General features: G+C 69.9%; 22 protein-coding genes and 1 tRNA gene. 16 read left to right on the forward strand and 7 right to left on the reverse strand.

Annotated features, from left to right (window positions below; translation table 11 throughout):
• Window positions 1-24 precede the first annotated feature (24 nt).
• Window positions 25-2385, forward strand: a complete 2361-nt coding sequence (locus BLW44_RS02615; protein ID WP_060927138.1) for a beta-galactosidase — start codon at window positions 25-27, stop codon at window positions 2383-2385.
• A gap of 24 nt (window positions 2386-2409) precedes the next feature.
• Here BLW44_RS02615 and BLW44_RS02620 read toward each other — a convergent pair whose 3' ends face one another.
• Window positions 2410-3279 carry an AraC family transcriptional regulator gene (locus BLW44_RS02620; protein WP_060927139.1) on the reverse strand — a complete coding sequence of 290 codons (870 nt, stop codon included), beginning with the start codon at window positions 3277-3279 and terminating at the stop codon, window positions 2410-2412.
• A 91-nt stretch (window positions 3280-3370) separates the two neighbouring features.
• Here BLW44_RS02620 and BLW44_RS02625 point away from each other — a divergent pair, with 91 nt between their 5' ends.
• The 3 genes from BLW44_RS02625 (at window position 3371) to BLW44_RS02635 (ending at window position 8515) form a co-directional block, all read left to right on the forward strand.
• The gene (locus BLW44_RS02625; protein ID WP_060927140.1) at window positions 3371-6307 is read left to right on the forward strand and encodes a DUF5107 domain-containing protein; all 2937 of its coding nucleotides are present in this window, start codon (window positions 3371-3373) and stop codon (window positions 6305-6307) included.
• Window positions 6308-6322: 15 nt separating this feature from the next.
• Window positions 6323-7627, forward strand: a complete 1305-nt coding sequence (locus BLW44_RS02630) for a cellulase-like family protein (protein ID WP_060927141.1) — start codon at window positions 6323-6325, stop codon at window positions 7625-7627.
• Between the two features lie 66 nt (window positions 7628-7693).
• Window positions 7694-8515 (forward strand): hypothetical protein, encoded by an 822-nt coding sequence (locus BLW44_RS02635; RefSeq protein WP_139305225.1) that lies wholly within the window; start codon window positions 7694-7696, stop codon window positions 8513-8515.
• A gap of 30 nt (window positions 8516-8545) precedes the next feature.
• Here BLW44_RS02635 and BLW44_RS02640 read toward each other — a convergent pair whose 3' ends face one another.
• Complete coding sequence (locus BLW44_RS02640) at window positions 8546-9256, reverse strand: winged helix-turn-helix transcriptional regulator (protein WP_060927143.1); 711 nt, start codon at window positions 9254-9256, stop codon at window positions 8546-8548.
• 90 nt (window positions 9257-9346) lie between these two features.
• On the opposite strand from BLW44_RS02640, the gene BLW44_RS02645 reads away from it, so the two are divergent.
• The 6 genes from BLW44_RS02645 (at window position 9347) to BLW44_RS02665 (ending at window position 13422) form a co-directional block, all read left to right on the forward strand.
• Window positions 9347-10177, forward strand: coding sequence for a class I SAM-dependent methyltransferase (locus tag BLW44_RS02645; protein WP_060927144.1), 831 nt, complete (start codon window positions 9347-9349; stop codon window positions 10175-10177).
• Window positions 10141-10446, forward strand: a complete 306-nt coding sequence (locus tag BLW44_RS17925; RefSeq protein WP_174521358.1) for a hypothetical protein — start codon at window positions 10141-10143, stop codon at window positions 10444-10446. The genes BLW44_RS02645 and BLW44_RS17925 overlap by 37 nt, the downstream gene beginning before the upstream one ends.
• Window positions 10447-10551: 105 nt before the next feature.
• Window positions 10552-11379, forward strand: a complete 828-nt coding sequence (locus BLW44_RS02650; protein WP_060927145.1) for a DUF4397 domain-containing protein — start codon at window positions 10552-10554, stop codon at window positions 11377-11379.
• Window positions 11379-12044: a class F sortase gene (locus BLW44_RS02655; protein ID WP_082724543.1), complete on the forward strand. Its 666-nt coding sequence runs from the start codon at window positions 11379-11381 to the stop codon at window positions 12042-12044. Before BLW44_RS02650 ends, BLW44_RS02655 begins: the two co-directional genes overlap by 1 nt.
• A 33-nt stretch (window positions 12045-12077) precedes the next feature.
• Complete coding sequence (locus tag BLW44_RS02660; RefSeq protein WP_139305226.1) at window positions 12078-12638, forward strand: RNA polymerase sigma factor; 561 nt, start codon at window positions 12078-12080, stop codon at window positions 12636-12638.
• Entirely contained in the window at window positions 12622-13422 is an 801-nt protein-coding gene (locus BLW44_RS02665; protein WP_060927148.1) for an anti-sigma factor, read from the forward strand. Before BLW44_RS02660 ends, BLW44_RS02665 begins: the two co-directional genes overlap by 17 nt.
• A gap of 42 nt (window positions 13423-13464) precedes the next feature.
• On the opposite strand, the gene BLW44_RS02670 is transcribed toward BLW44_RS02665, so the two are convergent.
• The 3 genes from BLW44_RS02670 to BLW44_RS02680 are packed head-to-tail and all read right to left on the reverse strand — an operon-like array spanning window position 13465 to window position 15981.
• The gene (locus tag BLW44_RS02670; protein ID WP_060927149.1) at window positions 13465-14145 is read right to left on the reverse strand and encodes a response regulator; all 681 of its coding nucleotides are present in this window, start codon (window positions 14143-14145) and stop codon (window positions 13465-13467) included.
• Window positions 14142-15260: a sensor histidine kinase gene (locus tag BLW44_RS02675; RefSeq protein ID WP_060927150.1), complete on the reverse strand. Its 1119-nt coding sequence runs from the start codon at window positions 15258-15260 to the stop codon at window positions 14142-14144. Before BLW44_RS02675 ends, BLW44_RS02670 begins: the two co-directional genes overlap by 4 nt.
• A 4-nt stretch (window positions 15261-15264) precedes the next feature.
• On the reverse strand, window positions 15265-15981 hold the full coding sequence (locus tag BLW44_RS02680) for a DUF2306 domain-containing protein (RefSeq protein WP_245647415.1): 717 nt from the start codon (window positions 15979-15981) through the stop codon (window positions 15265-15267).
• Between the two features lie 131 nt (window positions 15982-16112).
• Between BLW44_RS02680 and BLW44_RS02685 the strand changes: the two genes are divergently transcribed.
• Window positions 16113-17129 carry an NAD(P)-dependent alcohol dehydrogenase gene (locus BLW44_RS02685; protein ID WP_060927151.1) on the forward strand — a complete coding sequence of 339 codons (1017 nt, stop codon included), beginning with the start codon at window positions 16113-16115 and terminating at the stop codon, window positions 17127-17129.
• A gap of 6 nt (window positions 17130-17135) precedes the next feature.
• Here BLW44_RS02685 and BLW44_RS02690 read toward each other — a convergent pair.
• Window positions 17136-17209 (reverse strand) — tRNA-Gly (locus tag BLW44_RS02690).
• 93 nt (window positions 17210-17302) lie between these two features.
• Between BLW44_RS02690 and dcd the strand changes: the two genes are divergently transcribed.
• The 4 genes from dcd (at window position 17303) to BLW44_RS02710 (ending at window position 19112) form a co-directional block, all read left to right on the forward strand.
• Complete coding sequence (dcd, locus tag BLW44_RS02695; protein WP_060927152.1) at window positions 17303-17908, forward strand: dCTP deaminase; 606 nt, start codon at window positions 17303-17305, stop codon at window positions 17906-17908.
• A 1-nt stretch (window position 17909) separates the two neighbouring features.
• Window positions 17910-18392: a hypothetical protein gene (locus tag BLW44_RS02700; protein ID WP_074731548.1), complete on the forward strand. Its 483-nt coding sequence runs from the start codon at window positions 17910-17912 to the stop codon at window positions 18390-18392.
• Window positions 18385-18597 carry a DUF2283 domain-containing protein gene (locus tag BLW44_RS02705; protein ID WP_060928474.1) on the forward strand — a complete coding sequence of 71 codons (213 nt, stop codon included), beginning with the start codon at window positions 18385-18387 and terminating at the stop codon, window positions 18595-18597. Before BLW44_RS02700 ends, BLW44_RS02705 begins: the two co-directional genes overlap by 8 nt.
• Before the next feature lie 68 nt (window positions 18598-18665).
• On the forward strand, window positions 18666-19112 hold the full coding sequence (locus tag BLW44_RS02710) for a GyrI-like domain-containing protein (protein WP_060928475.1): 447 nt from the start codon (window positions 18666-18668) through the stop codon (window positions 19110-19112).
• 413 nt (window positions 19113-19525) lie between these two features.
• Here the strand turns inward: BLW44_RS02710 and BLW44_RS02715 are convergent, their stop codons facing one another.
• A complete protein-coding gene (locus BLW44_RS02715) occupies window positions 19526-19963 on the reverse strand; it encodes a DUF6069 family protein (protein ID WP_060928476.1) in 438 nt (145 codons plus the stop codon).
• A 90-nt stretch (window positions 19964-20053) separates the two neighbouring features.
• Here BLW44_RS02715 and BLW44_RS02720 point away from each other — a divergent pair, with 90 nt between their 5' ends.
• Window positions 20054-20638, forward strand: a complete 585-nt coding sequence (locus BLW44_RS02720) for a TetR/AcrR family transcriptional regulator (protein ID WP_060928477.1) — start codon at window positions 20054-20056, stop codon at window positions 20636-20638.
• Window positions 20639-20691 lie beyond the last annotated feature (53 nt).

Raw genomic sequence — 20691 nt, forward strand, 5'->3', positions numbered from 1 at the left:
CTCGGCCCTGCGTACGGTCGAAGAGTGACGACGGCGACGACGACGACTCAGACCGCGACGCGATACCGCGTGGATCTTCCCCGACCGGCGGCAGCGACGCCGTCGGGGCTCGACATCGGCGACCCGGTCGGCGTCGGACGCCGCATCGAGGTGACCGATCGCTACCTGAGCCGCGACGGCAGACCGTGGATCCCGGTGATGGGCGAGTACCACTTCGTCCGCGATCGCCGAGACGTCTGGGAGCGTGAGCTGCGCACCATGCGCTCCGGGGGGATCGACGTGCTCGCGACCTACGTGTTCTGGCTGGCGCACGAGGAGGTCGAGGGCGAGTTCCGATGGGACGGCGACCGCGATCTGCGGGCCTTCGTGCAGACCGCCGCACGGGTCGGCCTCGACGTCGTCCTGCGCATCGGACCATGGGCGCACGGCGAGACGCGCAACGGCGGCTTCCCGGACTGGCTTCAGGCCCGCGACCTCGCGCATCGCACCGACGACCCGGCGTATCTCGCGGCCGTTCAGCGCTGGTACGCGGCGATCGCGGGGCAGGTCGCGGACCTGGTGCACAGGCCAGATGATCCTGGCGCTCCGATCATCGGCATCCAGATCGAGAACGAGCTCTACGACCAGCCGAAGCACCTCGCGACCCTGCGTTCGATGGCGGAATCGGCCGGGCTGGCCGCGAGCCTGTTCACCGCGACGGGCTGGGGCGGAGCGCAACTGCCGCCTGGACACTTCCTCCCGGTCTACGCAGGCTATGCCGACGGGTTCTGGGAGGAATCGGACACCGGATGGCCGGACTTCGGGCGCCAGCACTTCACCTTCAGCGAGGTGCGCGACGACCTCACGGTGGGGGCGGACCTGCGGCAGACGCGAGCCGAGGCATCGGAGTCTGAATCGGGGGTGTCTGATCCGTGGCCGTACGCGACCTGCGAGCTGGGCAGCGGCATGGCGACGGCGTACCACCGGCGCCCGTTGGTCGATGCGGAAGATGTCTCGGCGCTCGCACTGACGAAGCTCGGCAGCGGCTCGGCGTGGCAGGGGTACTACATGTTCCACGGCGGACGGCACTTCGAGGGGGTCCGCTCGACGACGCAGGAGTCGCAGGAGACGGGATACCCGAACGACGTGCCGGTGCGGGACTACGACTTCTTCGCGCCGATCGGCGCCGCCGGATCCGTGCGTCCGCACTTCCACCAGCTTCGCCGTCAGCACCTGTTCCTCGCCGCCTTCGGGGACCGTCTCGCGACGTACCCCGCCCGCATCGGGCCGTCCGAGCCCGATGGTCTCCGCTGGTCGGTGCGCGGCGATCGCGACAGGGGCTTCCTCTTCGTGAACAACCACCAGCCGGCGCTCAGTCCGCTCGACCCGGTCGACGGCGTGCGGTTCGAGATCGGCGGGGCGGATGCTCCGGTACGCATCCCCGCAGCGGCGATCGACGTGCCCGCGGATGCCCGCTTCTTCTGGCCGATCCGTCAGCCGTTCGGCGATGTGGAAGCCGTGAGCGCCACCGCGCAGCCGATCAGCGAGATCCTCGTCGGCGCGCAGGCGGTGGTGCTCCTCGCAGCGGTCGACGGCATCGATGTCGAGCTCCACGTCGAGGGCGTGCACGCCGGGGATGTGCGGGGCGCGACCGCGACGCCGGGCGAGGAGGGTCGCCTCGTGCTCCGCCCGGAAGCCGCTCCCGGCATCGACTGCCGCGTGGTGATCGGCACGACCGTCTTCGTGATACTCGACTCTGATACCGCGGATGCCGTCTGGCGAGGTCCCGTCGGCGGGGTCGACAGCGTGGTCGTCTGGCCGCACGGCGGCTGGTTCGACGACACGGGCTTCGTGGTGGAGCGGCAGCAGGCGGATGCCGAGGTCCTGGTGCTCCGGGCATGGAACGACGCCGACGGCGCCGATGGCGTCGGGTTCGTGACGAGCACGGTCGCGGGTGCGAGCGGCACGCTCCCTCTCCCTGTCCCGGAGTTCGCGACCGCTCCGGTCGTCTCGCTGCGCACGGGCGGTCCGGCATCCCGATCCTCTGCGCCGACCGATGCGGACTTCGCCGACGCGGCGGTGGCGGAACTGCGGATCCCGAACGAGGTCTGGCAGGACGACGTCGAGCGGGTGGTGCTCGAGGTCGCCTGGACGGGCGATGTCCTCCGCGTGTACCTCGGCGACGAGCTCATCGCCGACCAGTTCTGGTCGGGGCGGAGGCTGGAGGTCGACCTCTCCGAGTACCGCGAGCGACTGGAGCAGCGGCCGCTGCGTCTCGCGGCGTTCGCGTGGAACCCGCGTGCACGCGTGTACGTGGATCCGCGGGTGCGGCCCGCGGCATCCGTCCCTGAGCTCTCCGTGCAGTCGGCGACGGTGCACGCTCGGCGGTACGCGCGCGCCTTCTGACGCGCCTCCGACGCAGGCTGCGTCCTAGCCCTTGTGCTGGGCGCGGTAGGCAGTCGGGCTGAGGTCGTGCACGCGGCGGAACTGCCGCGAGAAGTACAGCGGATCGGCGTAGCCGACGGCGGCGGCGACCTCGGCGACGGTGAGCGACGAGGTGTCCAGCAGCGCACGCGCCCTGCCCATCCGGAGCGAGGTGTGGAAGGCCGCAGGCCCGCTGCCGGTCGCCTGGCGGAACAGCGCGCTGAGGTGCGAGGGCGAGAGTCCGACCAGTGCCGCGAGGTCGGCGACCGGGATGGTGCCGTCGACCCGTGCCTCGAGGTAGCGGATGGCGCGCTCCAGCGGCGAGCCGTCTGCCGGCAGCGTGCTGTCGACCGTCAACCGCGTCAGCAGGTTCCAGGCGATGCCGGATGCCGCGACCAGATGTGCGGGGGAGATGCGCCGCTCGAGGAGCGTCACGAGCTCGTCGAACAGCGCGACGACCCGGTCTACCGCCCGCAGTCGCACGAGACGGGTGCCGCCTGCCGGAGCCGTCAGCTCGGCGGCATCGGTTCCGCCGACGTGCAGCCACCAGATCGTCCATGGGTCGGCCGTGGAGCTGCGATACTCGTGCGGGGCGCCCGCCGGGATCGCGATGCCGGTTCCGGGACCCAGTACGTACTCGTCGCCGCCGAATCGCACGTCGCCGGACCCCGCGATGCAGACCAGGACGATCGTCTCGGCGGCACCGTCCCGGCGCACACGGACGTGCCCCTCGGCGCGCGGGAAGAGCCCGGCGTCGGTCACCGTGAGGCGGCGCGTGACGGGGGAGGCGAGCGCGAGATCCACCTGCGGACGAGGCACGACGCAGAGTCGCTGATGTGCGAATCCCTCGGCCCGCTGTGTCGTCGTTTCGTCCATGTGATCCCTCGTTCTCACCATACCCGCCGGGCTCCGGCGCTCGTAGCCTCGGAGGGTGGCCGACGCGGGCCGCCCGGTCCGAGGAGAACCCATGACGGTCGATTCCCGAGAGCAGCTCCACCTCCCCGAGGTGCCGGAGCGGCTGCGGCCGACGCTCGATGCCGGACACCCCGTCGCCTGGCGGGAGCCTCTGACCATCACCACGTACGAGGCCGGCGCCCCCAGCCCCTACCCGATGTTCTTCGACCGGCGCGTCTACCAGGGCTCCAGCGGTGCGGTGTATCCGATCCCGTTCATCGAGAGCATCGACCGCGAGGCGAGCCCGCGGGACTGGGATGCGGTCCACATCGAGAACGAGTACGTGCGCCTCGTCGTGCTGCCCGAGCTCGGTGGCCGAATCCACGTCGGGTACGACAAGGTCACCGGCTATGACTTCTTCTACCGCAACACCGTGATCAAGCCCGCCCTGGTCGGACTCGCAGGTCCGTGGATCAGCGGCGGTGTGGAGTTCAACTGGCCGCAGCATCACCGTCCGGCGACCTTCCAGCCGGTGGAGGTGCAGATCGAGACGGATGCCGACGGCACGGTCACCGTCTGGTGTCACGACCATGATCCGTTCGCCCGCATGTCGGCGCAGCACGGCGTGCGACTGAGGCCGGGGAGCTCCGTGGTCGAGGTCGCGGTGCGGCTGCACAACCGCACGCCGCAGCGGCAGAGCTTCCTCTGGTGGGCGAACGTCGCAGCCCGGGTGCACGACGACTACCAGGCCTTCTTCCCGGAGGATGTGCACCACGTCGCCGATCACGCGCGCCGTGCGCTCACGGCGTTCCCTGCAGCTGACCGTCCGTATTACGGCGTCGACTATCCAGCGCTCGCTCGGGATACCCCTGGAACCGATCGGATCGACTGGTACCGCAACATCCCGGTGCCCACCTCGTACATGATCGTCGACTCGCAGCAGGACTTCTTCGGCGGATACGACCATGCGGCCGGGGCCGGGTTCGTGCACTGGGCAGAGCGTCGGGTCGCGCCGGGCAAGAAGCTCTGGACCTGGGGTGATGCGCCCTTCGGACACGCGTGGGACGCGCAGCTCACGGACGCGGACGGGCCCTACATCGAGCTGATGGCGGGGGTGTACACCGACAATCAGCCGGACTTCTCGTGGCTCCTGCCGGGTGAGACGAAGACCTTCACGCAGTACTGGTATCCGATTCCCGCGATCGGAGTCGTGCATCAGGCGACGCCGGATGCCGCCGTGCACGTCGACCGCGACGGAACCGCCGTGTCGGTCGCCGTCGCGGTGACGAGGCCCAGACCAGGGGCACGCGTCGAGATCCGCTCCGCGGGACTCGTCGTGCAGGATCAGCGCCTCGACCTCGAGCCCGGAGTCCCGATGCGGGTCAGCGCCGAGGGTGTCGCGGTGGAGGACGATCTCGACGTGCGGGTGCTCGACGCCGACGGACGCGTGCTGGTGCGCTGGGTGCCGGGCGAACCGGCGGACGCCGAGGAGCCCTGGGTGGCCGAGGAGCCGCCGGCCCCCGCGGATATCCGCTCGGTCGAGGAGCTGTACCTCACGGGGCTGCACCTGAGTCAGTACCGGCATCCGACGCGCTCGCCGATGCCGTACTGGCGCGCGGCGCTCGACCGTGATCCCGGTGATTCGCGCACCCACCTCGCCGTCGCCGATCGCCTGCTCCGGCAGGGACGGTACGACGACGCCCTCGGCCACGCCCGCGCCGCCGTGGCCAGGGTGACGCTGCGGAACGCGAACCCGACGGACGCCGAGGCCTTCTACCTGCTCGGCCTCGTGCTGGCCCGGCTCGGACGCACGGCCGAGGCGCAGCAGGCGTTCGGCAAGGCGGGGTGGGATGCCACCTGGGCGGCGCCAGCCGGCTTCGCGCTGGCGCAGTCGCTCGCCCACCAGGGGCGGGATCGGGACGCACTGCGGATCCTGGACGAGCTCGATGCCGTGGCCGCGCACGATCCGCGCCGCATCGCCCTGCGTGCGATCCTGCTGCGGCGCACCGGCCGCGACGACGACGCGCAGCGGGGGCTCGATGTGGCGCTCATCGACGACCCGCTCGCCGCGACCCTGCGGTTCCTCGCGGGTGAGGAGATCCACGACACCGGCATCCTGCTCGACGTCGCGCTGGAGGTGAGGGACGCCGGCGACACGGCAACCGCTCTGCTGCTCCTCGGCCGCGTCCAGTCGGCCGAGGTGACCCCGACCGGCAACCTCGGACCGATCGCCCACCATCTCGCGGCCGCGATCCACGAGGCGGAGGGGCGCCTCGACGACGCCGCCGCGCACCGTCGACGTGCCGAAGCGGCCGACCTCACCTGGGCCTTCCCCAGCGGGCTCGACGCGCTCGACGCCCTGGAGCGGACGGTCGCTGCCGACCCGGACGCGGCGACCGCGCGGATGCTGCTCGGCACGCTGCTGTACGCCTCGGGGGGGCGGCGGGCAGACGCCGCAGCGCAGTGGGATGCGGCGATCGGGCTCGGACTCCGGCATCCGGTGCTGCTGCGCAATGCCGCGCTGGCGGCTTTCAGCGTCACAGGGGACGACACCCGCGCCTGGGCGCTCTACGAGCAGGCCGTGGCACTCGCGCCGGACGATGCCCGGCTGCGCTACGAGCAGGACCAGCTCGCCGCCCGACTCGGGCAGGAGGAGGCCGAGAGGTTCGAGCGCCTTGAACCACACGAAGCGCTGGTGCTGACCCGCGACGACTTCGCGATCGCCTACGTGCGGGTGCTGCTCGCCGTCGGTCAGGCGTCCCGCGCGCACCGCATCCTGTGCGAGCGGGAGTTCCGGCCCTGGGAGGGCGGAGAGGGCGAGGCGCTCGCCGCGTGGGATGCGACTCTCGCCGCGCTCGACCTGCCACGGACGGATCCCCCCGCGAACCTGGGCGAGGCGCGCAACCCGTACACGCCGCCCATCGCACGTCACGCATCCGGCGAGACGGACTACTTCGCCACGAGCCTTCCTGAGCTGCTGCTGTTCACCCGGCAGCCCGTCGAGGACTGACGGGGAGCGTCGACGATGACCGAACGGTACCTAGGTACGGGGCACGAGGCGGATGCCGGGCCGCGCCTGCCGCTCGGCGTGCCCGCGCACCTGCCGCAGCGCCTCGCGATCACGCTCTGGGACTTCTCCTGGTACACCAGGGCGGGGGAGGGGGAGCCGTACGCCGACCTCGAACGGGCCTGCGCCGATGCCGTCGACCTCGGCTACAACGCCATCCGAATCTGCGCCGCACCCCTGCTGCTGTTCGGGCACCCCGAGCTGTCGACGCTCGCGCGGGATCTCGAGATCGAAGGTCTCGGCGCGGCGCCCGACGGCGGCTTCTACGGTCGGGGCACCCGGTGGTACGACGTGCCCGGCGGGTTCCGCATCGACCTGCTCGAGCGCCTGCGGCAGCTGCTCGAGGCGGCGAGGCGGCACGGTCTCGTGGTCATCCTCGCGAGCTGGGAGTATCAGCAGTCGACGAGCTTCGCGCGGTCGTCGGCATGGTTCGAGGCGATCGACGCCGTCCCGCTCGAGCGGCGCTATGCGCATCTCGCGACGGCATGGGGTCGGCTGATCGACTGGGTGACGGATCTCGGTCTCCGCGCGCAGATCGCGATGGTCGAACTGCACAACGAGGTGGACTTCTCGATCCTCCCCGCGCTCGCCGGCGAGGGTGAGCGGGCGCTGCGAGCGCTGCAGCACGAGCATCCGGATCTCCTGATCACGGCGAGCTACGGCAAGCCGCCCCATCTCGCGATGCACCGGGTGTCGGAGGCGCTCGGTGCCGCGCAGTTCCACGTCTACAGCTACGGCGTGCTCGATGCGCTGCAGCAGCGCATCGACATCCGCTCCGAGCACACCGAGGGCTTCCCGAACCCGACGCTCCGCTCGCTCCTGCTCGACGGGGCGCCGACTCCCGCCGAGTACGGCCGACCCGCCGACTGGAAGCTGCGGGCGACGGTCGTCACCGATCAGATGATCTACGGCTACGACTGGGTCGATCCGGGGCTCTGGGACGAATGGCTCGCCGAGCACGACGCTCCATATCGGCTCATGATGCGCCGCGAGATCGAGTCGCGCGTCGCGGCGGTCGCGGGGTGGGCGCACTGGCGGCAGGTGCCGGCGGTCATCGGCGAGGGATGGCTCGGCTACACGCCGCTGCACGCCTGGTACGAGGAGAGCGAGTACGGGCGGGCGTTCGCCGAGTGCGGGGTGGATGCTGCGCTGCGCGCCGGCGTCTGGGGCGTGGTGCTGTCGTCGAACGCCGCCCCGCATCATCCGATGTGGCAGCTGCGCGAGTGGCAGCGCATGATGAACGCCCGGGTGCTCGCGAGCTGAACCGCCATGCGGCCGACGTCGGGCGGGGTCGCGCGGGTGACGCGATCTCGTGAGACGATGCCGGAGATGGATGCTGCCGCCGACCGGGAACTGCGTGAGCTCCGTGCCCGCGCGTACGGCCCGCATGCCGACATCGCGTCGGATCCTGTCGCGCAGCTGCGGCTGCAGGAGCTGGAGTCGTCGCGGAGTTCGGCGGTGGCGGCGCGTGCATCCCGGAAGCCGGTCGCCGAGGACCGTGCCGCGGCGGCGGAACCGCACCCCCGCACGGACGTCGACGATGCACCCGCAGACCCGCGTGTAGACGACGACGCGTTCTGGGAAGGGGAAGATCCTCTCGCAGACGGCGCAGACGGCGCAGAGGGGGCCGGGTTCCTCACACGCTGGCGGGGGCTGCTCTGGGCGGCATCCGTTGTCGCGTCCGCCGCACTCGCCGCAGCCATCACCTACACGCTCGCCTCCATTCCGACCGTCTCCGCCTCCGCGGACGCGCCGCAGATCGCGGCCCTCGAACTGACGCGCACCGGCGCGGTGCCGCCGGGGTGGTTCGGTGCGGAGGAGGACGTGGCGGCGGCCGAGTTCTACGGCCTGACGATCTACGAGACGCCAGGCTGGGTGTCGGAATCGGGGGATCGTTCATCGGAGAACCGCTGCCTCAACATCCTGCGCACCGAAGACCTGCCGGCGGACGACTGGGATCCGGAGGGCATATCTCAGGGGGCGGTGATGTCCGCCGGATGCAGCATCGCGGCGTTCCCCGCCACGGTCGAGATGCCGATCGACGGAAACACTCCGGACGAGCTCATCGAGAAGTATCCGTCTGGCACCGCCCTGCAATTCGTCCTCGACGGGGATCGTGTCGGTGTCTTCCTCGACCGCGGGAAGGACTGATCCGCGGAGAGGACAAGGTCGCGGGCATGACTACGGCGCGAGCGCTGCCGTTGCCAGGCCGTCCGCCGGCACCCGCGGCACCGCCGCATAGCCGGGTCGTGTGAACCACGACGGCAGCGCTCGCCGCAGGTGGCTCGGGCCGGTGGTCGTGGCATCCTCGGCGACCAGCAGCGTCGTCCACTCGATGTCCCCGCGCCAGAATCGGGTCAGCGCTCGCAGCGAGCATCGCACGCCGACCGACACGTCGTAGCCAGGATCGGCGTCGCACACGTCGGCGTCGCCGTCGTGGATGACCAGCCACCAGCGGCGCTGCGCCGGAGTCGCATCCGTGAAGTGCAAGGAGATCACCGTGCGCACCGGCGGTACTGCTGTGTGATCGATGTTGCGGTGCATGTCCCAGAGCAGCAGCTTGGGGTCGAGGTCCGCGTCGCCGAGCTCCCCGATCCAGCGCACGCCCCACGCGGAGAGCTGCTCCACGACAGGACGCAGCTCAGCGCCGGCCGGCGTGAGGATGTAGCGGACATCGGAACCCTCAACCAGCCGCTCGAGGAGTCCGGCGCGCTGCAGCTGATCGAGGCGATGCGACAGCAGTGTCGGAGACATTCGGGGAAGACCGCGACGCAGCTCGTTGAAGTGCTCCGTCCCGAGCAGCAGCTCGCGCAGAAGGAGCATGGTCCATCTCTCATCCAGCAGCTCCATCGCCTTGGCGACGGGGCAGAACTGATAGTAGGGGGCGCCCACGGACCTCACGATAGACCCGGTACAGATCGGATACTAGAGCGGTCCGCGAGGGCTTCGTAGCGTGAGGAGCACAAGGCAGAGGAGCCCATCATGAACACCACCACCGACCTCCAGGCCGACGCCGACCGTGCGCTGAAGGCGAAGCACAGAATCGTCTGGGCGCTGGGAGACTATGCGGCTGTCGCCCGCGAGGTGATCCCCGAGCTGGGGCGCGTGATCGTCGCGGAGAGCGGAGTCGGACCAGACGACCGAGTGCTCGACGTGGCCGCGGGCACAGGCAATGCATCGATCGAGGCCGCGCGCACGGGCGCAACGGTGATCGCCAGCGACCTCACGCCCGAACTGCTCGAGATCGGGAGGACGGATGCCGAGACGCAGGGCGTCGACCTCACCTTCGAGGAGGCGGACGCCGAGGCCCTGCCCTATGAGGACGACTCGTTCGACGTCGTGCTCTCGTGCGTCGGGGTGATGTTCGCTTCGCATCATGCTGTTGCGGCGCAGGAGCTGACCCGGGTGGTGCGACCTGGCGGCCGGCTCGCGCTGATCAACTGGACTCCCGAGGGATTCGTGGGTCAGCTGTTCGCGACGCTGAAGCAGTTCGTTCCGGCGCCTCCCGCCGGCGTCCAGCCCCCGCCGCTGTGGGGCGACGAGGAGCATGTGCGTGAGCTCCTCGGCGAGCGGGTGCGGGACCTGTCTCTGCGGCGCCGAGTGCTGTCCGTCGACCGATTCGCGTCGGGCGAGGAGTTCCGCGACTTCTTCCGCGACTTCTACGGTCCCACGGCTGCCGCCTATCGGAATGTGGGTGACGACGAGCGACGCCGGGCGGAGCTGGATGACGCGCTCGCCGCCCTCGCCGAGAGGCACCTCGACGGCGGCACGATGCCGTGGGAGTACCTCCTGGTGACGGCGAAGGTCGTCTGACGCGGCGCCGGTCAGTCCTCGCCCTCGAAGAGGCCGCCGTCGAGCAGCCAGTTGTAGCGGAGGCGCAGCGCACGCTCGGTGCTCGCGAGGAGCGCGCCGACGACGAGGGAGATGTTCGCCCACGGCGCGAGGTGGATGGGGCTCTCGAAGGTCCCGATCGCAGCTGGCTCAGCCTGCCGGCGCTCGCACTGCTCGTCGTCGGCGCGATCTACGAGGCCTTCTCGCTCCTGTACTTCGTCTACCCGCTGCAGCAGTGGCTGCTCGGGTAGCCCGATCTGAGAAATCTTCCTCCTGCTGCATCCAAAACCGCGGTCCTAGGAGAACTACTCCTATGAAGGGCCGCACTGGGCGGTCCCGGGTTCAGGAGGAAGAAGATGCGCAAGACAGTCGCCGCCGGCCTCGCCGTCGGAATGATCACCGCTCTCGGGCTGGCACTGCCGGCCACCGCCGCCACCGGTCAGGCGGCGCAGCTCTCGGTGCTGCACGCGATCCCGGACACCCCGGTCGACGTGTACGTCAACGGTGAGCTCACCCTCGATGACTTCGCCCCCGGCGATCTGGCCGGGCCGCTCGAACTGCCGGCCGGCGACTATGAGGTCGCGCTGACGGCTCCGGATGCCGCCGATGCGAGCACCCCGATCCTGGGCCCGGCGACCCTCACCCTCGAGGCAGGAGCCAACTACACCGCGGTCGCGCACCTGACTGAGGCAGGCGACCCCGGACTCAACCTCTTCACGAACGACATCTCCCAGACGGCCCCTGGTGAAGGACGGCTCACGGTGCGGCACACGGCAGCGGCTCCGGCCGTCGACATCCTCGCCGGAGGATCGCCCGTGATCGAGGATCTCGCGAACCCCGATGAGGCGACGCTCGACCTCGCCGCGGGAACCGTCTCGGCAGCGGTCGCCCTCGCCGGCACGACCGACCCCGTCATCGGACCGACGGATGTCGAGATCCAGGAGGGCGTCAACACGATCCTCTACGCGTGGGGCAGTGCCGAGGACGGCAACCTCGCGATCGCGGCCCAGACCATCACCGGTCTGCACTCCAACCCGGACGGCGTTCCGTCCGGCACGGCCGGCTACCTCGCTCAGCAGGATGCGTCCGTGGTCACCCTGGTCTCGGCGGGGGTCATCGCTCTCGCGATCGCCGCGGCCGTCGGATCCGCAGTGGTCGTCCGTCGTCGCCAGTCGGTGCGCTGATGCCCCGAGGCACGTCGTGGAAGGGCGGCCTGCACCGCGTCGTCGTGACGCTGTGCGTCGTGACCGCCGCGGCGTGCCTGGTGGCATGCACACCGGGAGGGGCGGGCGAGGATCCCCCTCCGTCCTCGGAGTCGTCCCCCACGACTCCGACGCCCGTCCCTCCCACACCCACGAGGCAGGTTGAGGTGCGTCCAGGCACGCTTCCCACCCCGGTTCCGGCGGTCGCGCCCGTGCAGCTCAGCATCCCCTCCCTGGATGTCGAGATGCCGATCACCGACGTCGGGGTGGAGGGCTCGGGTCAGATGCAGCTCCCCGTCGACCCGGCCATCGCAGGGTGGTATCGATACGGGGCGGATGCTGTGAGCACGAGTGGCCGGATCCTGATCGCCGCGCACGTCGACGCGATCGACTATCCGATCGGGCCACTCGCTCGTCTGCGGGACGTGCCCGTGGGCGAGTCCGTCCGGCTCGCGGCTGAGGGCGGGGAGACCCGTGAGTTCGTGATCCAGTCGCTCACCTACTACGAGAAGTCCGCCCTGCCCGCCGATGAGCTGTTCGCCCGCGGCGGTCCGTCCGCCCTGGTCCTCGTCACCTGCGGAGGACCTTTCGACAGCCGCACCGGCCACTACCGCGATAACGTGGTGGCCGTGGCAGTCCCGCGATGATGCGGGGCGATCACCATGGAGAGGAGACTCCGGGTGGATGACCCCACCGACGCCGAGACCGCGCTCGATCGACGATTCGTCGCCGGCGACGAGCAGGCGCTCGCCGAGCTGTACCGGCGATGGTCGCCGGTGGTCTTCACGCTGGCCCTGCGCTCGCTCGGCGATCGGGGCGATGCCGAGGATGTGACTCAGCGCACGTTCGTGTCGGCCTGGAACTCCCGCGCCGGCTACGACGCGTCCAAGGCGCGTCTGTCGACCTGGCTGATCACCATCGCCCGACGCCGGATCGCTGACACCTTCGAGGCTCGCGCCAAGGTGCAGCAGCTCCAGGCCGAGATGGAGCGCCTCACCCCGCCAGACGCGCTGGTGACGGAATCCATCGATCTGTCCGAGACGCTCCTGCTCTCCAGCGAGATGCAGCAGCTGACACCGGATGCGCGCGCCGTCATGCGGCTCGCCTTCTACGACGACCTCACCCACGAAGAGATCTCACGCAGAATGGGGATGCCGCTGGGCACCGTGAAGAGCCATATCCGCCGCAGCCTCGCCCGAATGCGCGACCGATTGGAGGTGGACCGTGTCACATCTCGATGATGACCAGATCGCCCTGATCGCGATGGGCGAACCCGTCGACTCCGAGGCCGACGCGACGCATCTCGCGGAGTGCACGGCGTGCGCCGCGGAGGTCGCCGAGATGTCCCGGGTCGCACTCGTGGCGCGCTCCAGCGTCGCGGATGGCGACCTCGAGACCCCGCCGACAGGCGTCTGGTCGCGGATCCACGGAGAACTGCATCTCAGCGACGCGGTGGCCGACGACCCGGCATCTCCGTCGGCGGAGGTTCCTGCTGTGCACACGCCGCCGACGTCTGCGAACGTGCCGGCGCAGGAGACGGTGCCGGCTCAGGAGACGGGGCGGTTGCGCCCGCGCACGCGACGTCGATCGCGGGCGACGATCTGGGTGCTCGCGGCATCCCTGGCCGTGATCGTCGCGATCGGAGCCGGCGTGTGGATCGCTCGCACGCTCGCCCCGACGTCTGCGGTGATCGCGTCGGCCGAGCTGGTCGCGTTCCCCGATCACCCCGACGCCGTCGGGCAGGCAGAGGTGGATGCCGACGATGACGGCAGGCGCACGCTCACCGTGCGGCTGGAAGGCGACCAGCTCGTCGACGGCGACTACCGCGAGGTATGGCTGATCCGCGACGACGGGAAGGCGCTCATCAGCCTGGGCGTGCTCGATGACGAGTCGGGGACCTTCCGCGTCCCGGACGGCGTCGACCTCGATGAGTACCGCCTCGTCGACATCTCGTTCGAGCCGGTGGATGGCGATCCGGCGCATTCCGGGGACTCGATCGTGCGGGGCGAGCTCGACTTCGCCTGAGGCGTCGTGCCCAGCGCTGCGCGGCACCTCCCACACCGAGGCTCAGCCGGAATCGCCGCCCGTCGTGCGCGCGCGCATCCGTCCGGTCTGGTGCGCCCAGATGGCGATCTCGACGCGGTTGCGGGCGCCGAGCTTGGTCATGAGGCTCGCGACGTGCGTCTTCACCGTGCTGACGGTGATGAAGAGCTCGCTCGCGATCTCGCCGTTGCTCAGGCCCCGCGCGACGGTCGCGAGCACCTGCTCCTCCCGCTCGGTGAGCGGCTCGACCGGCTGCGGAGGCGGTGCTGCTGGGCGATCCCCGGCGAAGGCTTCGAGCAGCCGCACCGTGACATTGGGCGCGATCAGCGCCTCGCCGGTCGCGGCGGCGCGGATCGCCTGGGCCAGCAGCTCGGGTCCGGCGTCCTTGAGCAGAAATCCCTTGGCGCCGGCCCGCAGAGCCGCGAAGACGTACTCGTCGAGATCGAAGGTGGTGATGACGACGACGGCCATCGGGTCGTCCACCCCGGGACCTGCGAGGGCGCGGGTCGCCTCGATGCCGTCGAGGCCGGGCATGCGGATGTCGAACAGGCAGACATCCGGTCGCAGACTGCGGGCGAGCGCCACCGCCTGACTTCCGTCGACGGCCTGCCCCACGACGTCGATGTCGGGTTGCGCGTCGACGATCATGCTCAGCCCCGTGCGCACGAGCTCCTGATCGTCGGCGATGAGCACGCGGATGGTCACAGTGCCCATCCAACACGAGGGAGGACAGCGGTGACAGCCCATCCGCCGCCGGACATGGGACCTGCCTGGCAGGTGCCGCCGAGCAGGGCAGCGCGCTCCATCATCCCGATGATGCCGAACCCGGGCGCCGGCGACGCGGCGAGGTCTCCGTCGTTCGTCACGCTCACCCGTACCCCGCCGTCGTCCGCCACCACGAGCACATCGACACGACTGACCTGGCGAGCGTGCCGGAGGGCGTTGGTCACGGACTCCTGTGCGAGACGGAAGACGGCGGCAGCCACCGGCGGCGGGATGCTGCTGTCGTCACCCTCGACCGTCACGGAGACGGTCGTGCCGCCGGGTCTCGTGCCGGCTAGCTGCTCGATGTCGCCCAGCCGCGGGCTCGGTGCGAGCTCGGCGGCATCGTCCTGGCGGAGCACTCGCACCATCGACCGGAGTTCGCTCAGTGTCGTGGCGGCCTCCGCTTCGATGACGCGGAGCGCGTCCTCCGCAGCACGCGGATCTCGCGGCGCCACGGCGAGCCCGGCCTGAGCGCGGATCGCGATGGCCGAGACGTGATGGGCGACCGTGTCGTGCAGGTCGCGTGCGAGGTGCTCGCGTTCGCGCATCCGGATGCGTTCGAGGCCGCGATGGCGGGAAGCCGCCCGGAACCGGAACGTGATGCCGAGCAGGACCACCGAGACGAGCAGTCCGAAACCGCCGATGAGGTCTTCGAGGCCTCCGCCGCGCACGAACGTGAGGCCGAGACTCGCTGCCAGAGCAGCTGACCCGAGCACGAGGTCGCGTCCCGATCCCCAGCGGAACAGCGCGTAGACGTTCACCATGACGAAAAGGCTCGTGTAGAGGGTCGAGTCCGGCAGGAGAAGGGTGAACGGCACCATCGCGAGTACGAGCATCGCGAGCGGCAGGATGCGGCGCCACAGCACGGTGGGCAGCGCGGCCAGCACTGCGATCACCGCGAGCAGTGGCTGCGGCAGCTCCGCTGATCGGAGGACGCCCTCGACGACCGCCAGCACGGCGATGAGGGCCACGAGAGCCCAATCCCGCCACACCCGACGTGGCGGTGGGGGAACGGCGCTCGGCGCCCTCCACGCGGAACGCAGGAGCCCGGTCACCTCGTCAGGATACAAGCGCGCCCCCGCCGGGCACGCCGCGCTTCCGCCCGCCCGACCGTCTTCGGCTCGAGCGTCTCCGGATCAGCAGCTCCGCCACGGCGCTGTTGATCACGAAGGCCACCGCGACGAGCCAGGCCTCGCCGAACGCGTCGACCTCACCGAGGGGGATCGTCCACAGCGCGAAGACGAGCGCCTGCGTGCCGCCGGAGACGGCGATGGCGAAGGCCCTGGTCATCCATGCCCCGTGCGCGGCGAAGTCGCGGCGTCTGATGGCGATGATCCCGCGTGCGAGGAACACCGTCATCGCCACGGCGAAGACGAGACGGATCATCGCCAGCGCGAGCGCATCGGGGTGGCCGCCGAAGAAGACCGCGAGCCACGTGGCGGACAGGGCGGCGAGGATGCCGACCGGGATCAGCACACGGCCGGCGGCACGGTGCCATCGGCGCCGTGCGCGCAGAGCGGGGGAGAACTGAAAGGCCCCGAGGAGACAGAACACGGTCATCGCCACGATGTGCACGACCAATGCCACCGTCGACGGCAGGGGCAGCATGCCTCTGGGCTCGGCGCTCAGTTCCGTCAGGCGGAACACGCCGCCGAGTACGGGGAGCGCGGCGAGGAGCAGCAGGCCGGTGATGGCCGGCCATCCGCTCTTCGGCCGCCGACGCTGTTCGTTCTGCCCGGCCGTCGGCGGAACGGCGTTCATCTGTGTGTGCGACATGATTCGATGCTGGCGTCAGCGGTCGCCGACGACATCGGTCCTGCGCATGGACCCGAAGCCGTACTTTCGGCCGATCGGATCCTGAGCTGTCGGCCGATGACGTGCATCCCCGAGATCGAAAGCATCGAATCATGAGAACCGACACGACCATGACCGCGGCCGTCTACCGTCGCTTCGGCGCCCCTGAGGTGGTCCGGCTCGAGCAACGCGCCATCCCTACGCCGAGACCCGGTGAGGTGCTGATCCGAGTGCACGCGAGCACGGTGAGCGTCGCCGACCACCGGGCCCGCGCTCGGGATGTCCCTGCCGGTCTCGGGCTGCTCGCCGCCGTCGGGCTCGGTGTCTTCCGGCCCAGCCGGCCCATTCTCGGAATGGATGCCGCGGGCGTCGTCGCTGCGGTCGGCTCGGGCGTCACCGACTTCACCCCGGGAGACCGCGTCATCGCGGCGATGGGTGGAGCGTTCGGAGGGCATGCCGAGTACGTGTGCGTGCCCGCCGACGGTGCGATCACCCGCGCTCCGAGCACCATGTCGCTCGACGAGGCCGTGACTTTGGTGTTCGGCGGTATCACGGCGATGGGCTTCTTCGCGCAGGCGTCGATCGGACCCGGCACCTCGGTGCTCGTCAACGGAGCATCCGGCGCGGTCGGGACCGCCGCCGTCCAGCTCGCGAGTCAGCTCGGCGCCGATGTCACGGCCGTCACCAGCGGTGGCAATGCCGCGCTGGTCTCGTCACTCGGCGCGGCCCGAGTCATCGACTACACCCGAGAGGACTTCACCGCGGGAGGCGAGACGTACGACGTGATCGTCGACTGCGTCGGCAACGCACCGTTCGGCCGAGCCGAAAGATCGATCGCCCCCGGCGGAGCACTCCTGCTGGTCGTCGGCGACCTGCGGGCCATGCTGCGCAGCCACGGACAGAGCCGTCGTTCCGGCAAGCTCGTCACCTGGAACGTCGGCACGCCGAGTGCGGATCACCTCGCGCATCTCGTGAGCCTTGCGGACTCCGGCCGCTACCGGGCCGTCATCGACCGCTCCTTCGATCTGGCCGACATCGTCGAAGCGCACCGCTTCGTCGACACCGGGCGCAAGCGCGGCAACGTCGTGCTGCGCATCGCATCATCCGAAGAGGATGCGGGTCGGCGCTGATGCGTGTGGAGGGGCTGACGGGAATCGAACCCGCGCTGTCTGCTTGGGAAGCAGAAGTTCTACCATTGAACTACAGCCCCGAACCTGCATCCGAGGAGCAGGTGATCGCAAGCCTACCCGTCGGATCCGTCACGTCCAAAGTGTCGCGGGCGTGCGGCAACTAGGCTGGTGCCGTGCTTCTCAGCGACCGCGACATCAGAGCAGAACTCGCATCCGGCCACATCGGCCTGGAACCGCACGAGCCGGAGATGATCCAGCCGTCGAGCATCGACGTGCGCCTGGACCGGTACTTCCGCCTCTTCGACAACCACAAGTATCCGTTCATCGACCCGTCGGTCGATCAGCCGGAGCTCACCCGTCTCATCGAGGTCGACCCCGAGGAGCCGTTCATCCTGCACCCGGGGGAGTTCGCTCTCGGCGCGACCTTCGAGCAGGTGACGCTGTCGGATGACATCGCCGCACGGCTCGAGGGCAAGTCATCGCTCGGCCGACTCGGCCTGATCACGCACTCGACGGCCGGATTCATCGATCCCGGATTCACCGGCCACGTCACGCTGGAGCTCGCGAACGTCGCGACGTTGCCGATCAAGCTGTGGCCGGGGATGAAGATCGGTCAGCTCTGCTTCTTCCGGCTCACGTCCCCGGCGGAGAACCCCTACGGCTCCGGCCCGTACGGCAACCGCTACCAGGGGCAGCGCGGCCCGACGGCATCCCGCTCGTTCCAGAACTTCCACCGAACGAACGTCGGCACGACCGACGTCGGAGCCCTAGGAGGCTGACATGAGCGGCGACAGCACCGACCCGCAGAACCCGGAGATCCCGTCCGCGGATGCTGTCATCCCGCCGCCTCCGTCGGAGTCGTCTGTTCCGGATGCGGTGATTCCGCCGCCTCCGCCGGAGTCGTCTGTTCTGGATGCGGTGATTCCGCCGCCTCCGCCGGAGTCGTCTGTTCCGGATGCGGTGATTCCGCCGCCTCCCGCTGAGGCGATGCTCCCCGCCACGCGCCGTTCCCGCCCGAAGCCGGCGATTCTGACCGGCGATCAGCCCGCCCCCGTCGCCGACGACTGGGCCCAGCCGTCCGTGGCGCCCGAGGTGCCGACCTCCGGCGGATACCGCGCGCTGTCTGTGGTGATCTTCGGATTCCTCGTGCTGCTGCTCGCGGCGGCGATCGCCGGGGCCGTCTACCTCGGCACGACGACGTCGTTCGCATCCGTGGCCGATGCCGACGCGATCGCGGTCCTCGCCTCCCTGCGGCATGGGTGATCTCCGCTACGACCCCGAGGTCGACGCGGCCTACCTGACCGTCGGCGGCCCGATCGCCGATGGCGCGGTCGCGCAGACGCTCCCGATCGCGCTCCCGGCTGATGCCCGGGGAGAGCTGTTCCTCGACCTCGATGCCGACGGGAGGCTTCTCGGAATCGAGATCCTCGGAGCATCCCTGATCCTCCGGCCGGAGGCGATCGGCTGACGCCGTCCCGTCCTGTTGCGGCGCGTTGCCCTGGTGCCGACCTCCGGAAAAATGCTAGACACGCAGGCATGACCGACTATGCGCAGGAGCATCGACTGGGACGCATCGACGTCGTCGAACTCGACGACACCGCGGCGCTGAGCAGGGATGTCCCGCTCGACGTCGAGGCGGTGCAGGAGGCGTGGCCCGACTTCGAGGGTGGATTCGACTCGCTGCAGGGGCGACGGATGATGGGCCTCGTGTTCGGCGGAAGCGATGTCTATCGGTTGACGTCGGTGCGTCTGGACCGGGATGCGGAGAATCCGCTCGGTCTCGATGAGACAACGATCCCCGGCGGCCCGTATCTGCGGCTGCGGCTTCGCGGCGAGGCTCCCGAGATCTACGGGCAGATCTCGTCCGCGTTCGACGCCCTGTTCGCGCTGGCCGACCACGATGCCGCGCGACCGCACATCGAGTATTACCGTCGCGAGGGGGAGGTCGACTGTCTCGTTCCGGTGGTGCGCTCGCACGGCTGACGTTCGGGGCGCCGGGCTGGCAAGGCGGACGCCCAGGGTGCGGCCGGAGCTCCCGGGACCGGGGGTGGCCGGGGCTCCGCGGCGGCCGAGGCTCCGCTCCACCTTCTGAAAACAGGAAGACACCCCCAGTTCAGGACGAAATGCGGCAGATCGTCCTGACCTCGGGCTGTACTCCTGCACTCCGCTGGAGAACCCCCGCGGATCCGCCGCTGGCCGCATCAACGGCATCCGCCGCATCCGCCGCATCCGCCGCATCGCTCGCCTGACGCTCCGCTCGACAACAGGAGGACCGTCCCAGATCAGGACTAAATGTGGCGGATCGTCCTGATCTCGGGCTGTTCTCCTGCGCTCGGCTGTCGCGTCTCCGCCGCATCCGCCATCCGCCGCATCCGCCGAAGGCGACGTCCTGGGCCTCACATCCCTTTCGACGCCCAGATATATGCCGGGACCGCGACGGCCACGACGACGACATGCATGACCATGAGTCCGATGACGGCGCTCACCGTCGTGCCCGGGATGAAGTGGAACACGAGCAGCAGGATGTCGGGGATGAACGACGCCACGGTCACGATCGGCACGAGCATCGACAGGGTGCGACGCGGGTCACGGGCGTGTCGGCGCACGAGCGACCAGCCCATCCAGCCGATCACGATGCCCAGAGTCGTGAACAGCGTGTAAGCGGGGAAGGTCAGCGGCCCATATGTAGCCGGGGCGCCAGAGGCGACGGCGATGAGCGCGACGACGGAGTTCGCCGCGACGGCGACGACGATCGCAATGATGAGGATGAGAGCGTGGCGCAGCCGAGATCGGGTGGCGTTCCCATCTGAGCGGGCGGCGGTGGTGGTGACCATGACAGCTCCTTGCGGTTGATGAGTCGATCCGGTACTGAGTGGTACCGGATATAACGGTACTGCTCAATCCCGGAATGTACAATGAGTCCGATGCGTGCAGATGAGATGGCCAAGCCGACGGGGCGTCCTCGCGACCCCGGCGTCGAGGCGTCGATCCTCGCGGCGGTCCAGGACCTCCTGATCGAGAGCGGCTACGCGGGGACGACGATCGGTGCCGTGGCAGACCGAGCCCGTTGCGGACGATCCGCCATCTATCGCCGGTGGGAGACGAAGGCCGAGCTCGTCGTCGCGGCGGTCGGCGCATTGCAGATCGCGGCTGATGCCCCCGACACAGGCACGCTCAGAGGGGACCTCCTCGGAGCGGCCATGCACTTCGCGCGGGCGGATGACCGTACGGCGCGGGTGCTCGCCAGCATCCTGAGCGAGATCGGGCGCGACGAGGAGCTGCGCGACGTCGCCTATCGAGTGGTCGGCGGGCCTCCGGTCGCTGCACTCACGGCTGTGATCGAGCGGTGGATCGAGCGAGGTGAGGTGCGTGGGGACGCTCCGGTCGCCCTGATCGCCGGCCTCGTGCCGACCGCAGCGTTCGGCAGCGTCAGCCTGCGGCGGCGCGCGCTCGAACCGGATGCCGTCGTGCAGCTGGTCGACGAGGTCGTGCTGCCCGCTCTGCGTTAGACGCCTGACCGCTTCGCCGTTGCCCCCTGAGAACAGGAGGACCGTCCGAGATC

Source organism: Microbacterium hydrocarbonoxydans (genome assembly GCF_900105205.1).
Taxonomy (GTDB): Bacteria; Actinomycetota; Actinomycetes; order Actinomycetales; family Microbacteriaceae; genus Microbacterium; species Microbacterium hydrocarbonoxydans.

Bases quoted from the DNA above. Each gene is read 5' to 3' on its own strand.
- BLW44_RS02645 (WP_060927144.1), top strand. From the start codon at position 9,347: ATGAACACCACCACCGACCTCCAGGCCGACGCCGACCGTGCGCTGAAG.
- BLW44_RS02720 (WP_060928477.1), top strand. From the start codon at position 20,054: ATGCGTGCAGATGAGATGGCCAAGCCGACGGGGCGTCCTCGCGACCCC.
- BLW44_RS02620 (WP_060927139.1), bottom strand. From the start codon at position 3,279: ATGGACGAAACGACGACACAGCGGGCCGAGGGATTCGCACATCAGCGA.
- BLW44_RS02635 (WP_139305225.1), top strand. From the start codon at position 7,694: ATGGATGCTGCCGCCGACCGGGAACTGCGTGAGCTCCGTGCCCGCGCG.
- BLW44_RS02625 (WP_060927140.1), top strand. From the start codon at position 3,371: ATGACGGTCGATTCCCGAGAGCAGCTCCACCTCCCCGAGGTGCCGGAG.
- BLW44_RS02715 (WP_060928476.1), bottom strand. From the start codon at position 19,963: ATGGTCACCACCACCGCCGCCCGCTCAGATGGGAACGCCACCCGATCT.
- BLW44_RS02710 (WP_060928475.1), top strand. From the start codon at position 18,666: ATGACCGACTATGCGCAGGAGCATCGACTGGGACGCATCGACGTCGTC.
- BLW44_RS02680 (WP_245647415.1), bottom strand. From the start codon at position 15,981: ATGTCGCACACACAGATGAACGCCGTTCCGCCGACGGCCGGGCAGAAC.
- BLW44_RS02685 (WP_060927151.1), top strand. From the start codon at position 16,113: ATGAGAACCGACACGACCATGACCGCGGCCGTCTACCGTCGCTTCGGC.
- BLW44_RS02630 (WP_060927141.1), top strand. From the start codon at position 6,323: ATGACCGAACGGTACCTAGGTACGGGGCACGAGGCGGATGCCGGGCCG.
- BLW44_RS02705 (WP_060928474.1), top strand. From the start codon at position 18,385: ATGGGTGATCTCCGCTACGACCCCGAGGTCGACGCGGCCTACCTGACC.
- BLW44_RS02650 (WP_060927145.1), top strand. From the start codon at position 10,552: ATGCGCAAGACAGTCGCCGCCGGCCTCGCCGTCGGAATGATCACCGCT.
- BLW44_RS02655 (WP_082724543.1), top strand. From the start codon at position 11,379: ATGCCCCGAGGCACGTCGTGGAAGGGCGGCCTGCACCGCGTCGTCGTG.
- BLW44_RS02700 (WP_074731548.1), top strand. From the start codon at position 17,910: ATGAGCGGCGACAGCACCGACCCGCAGAACCCGGAGATCCCGTCCGCG.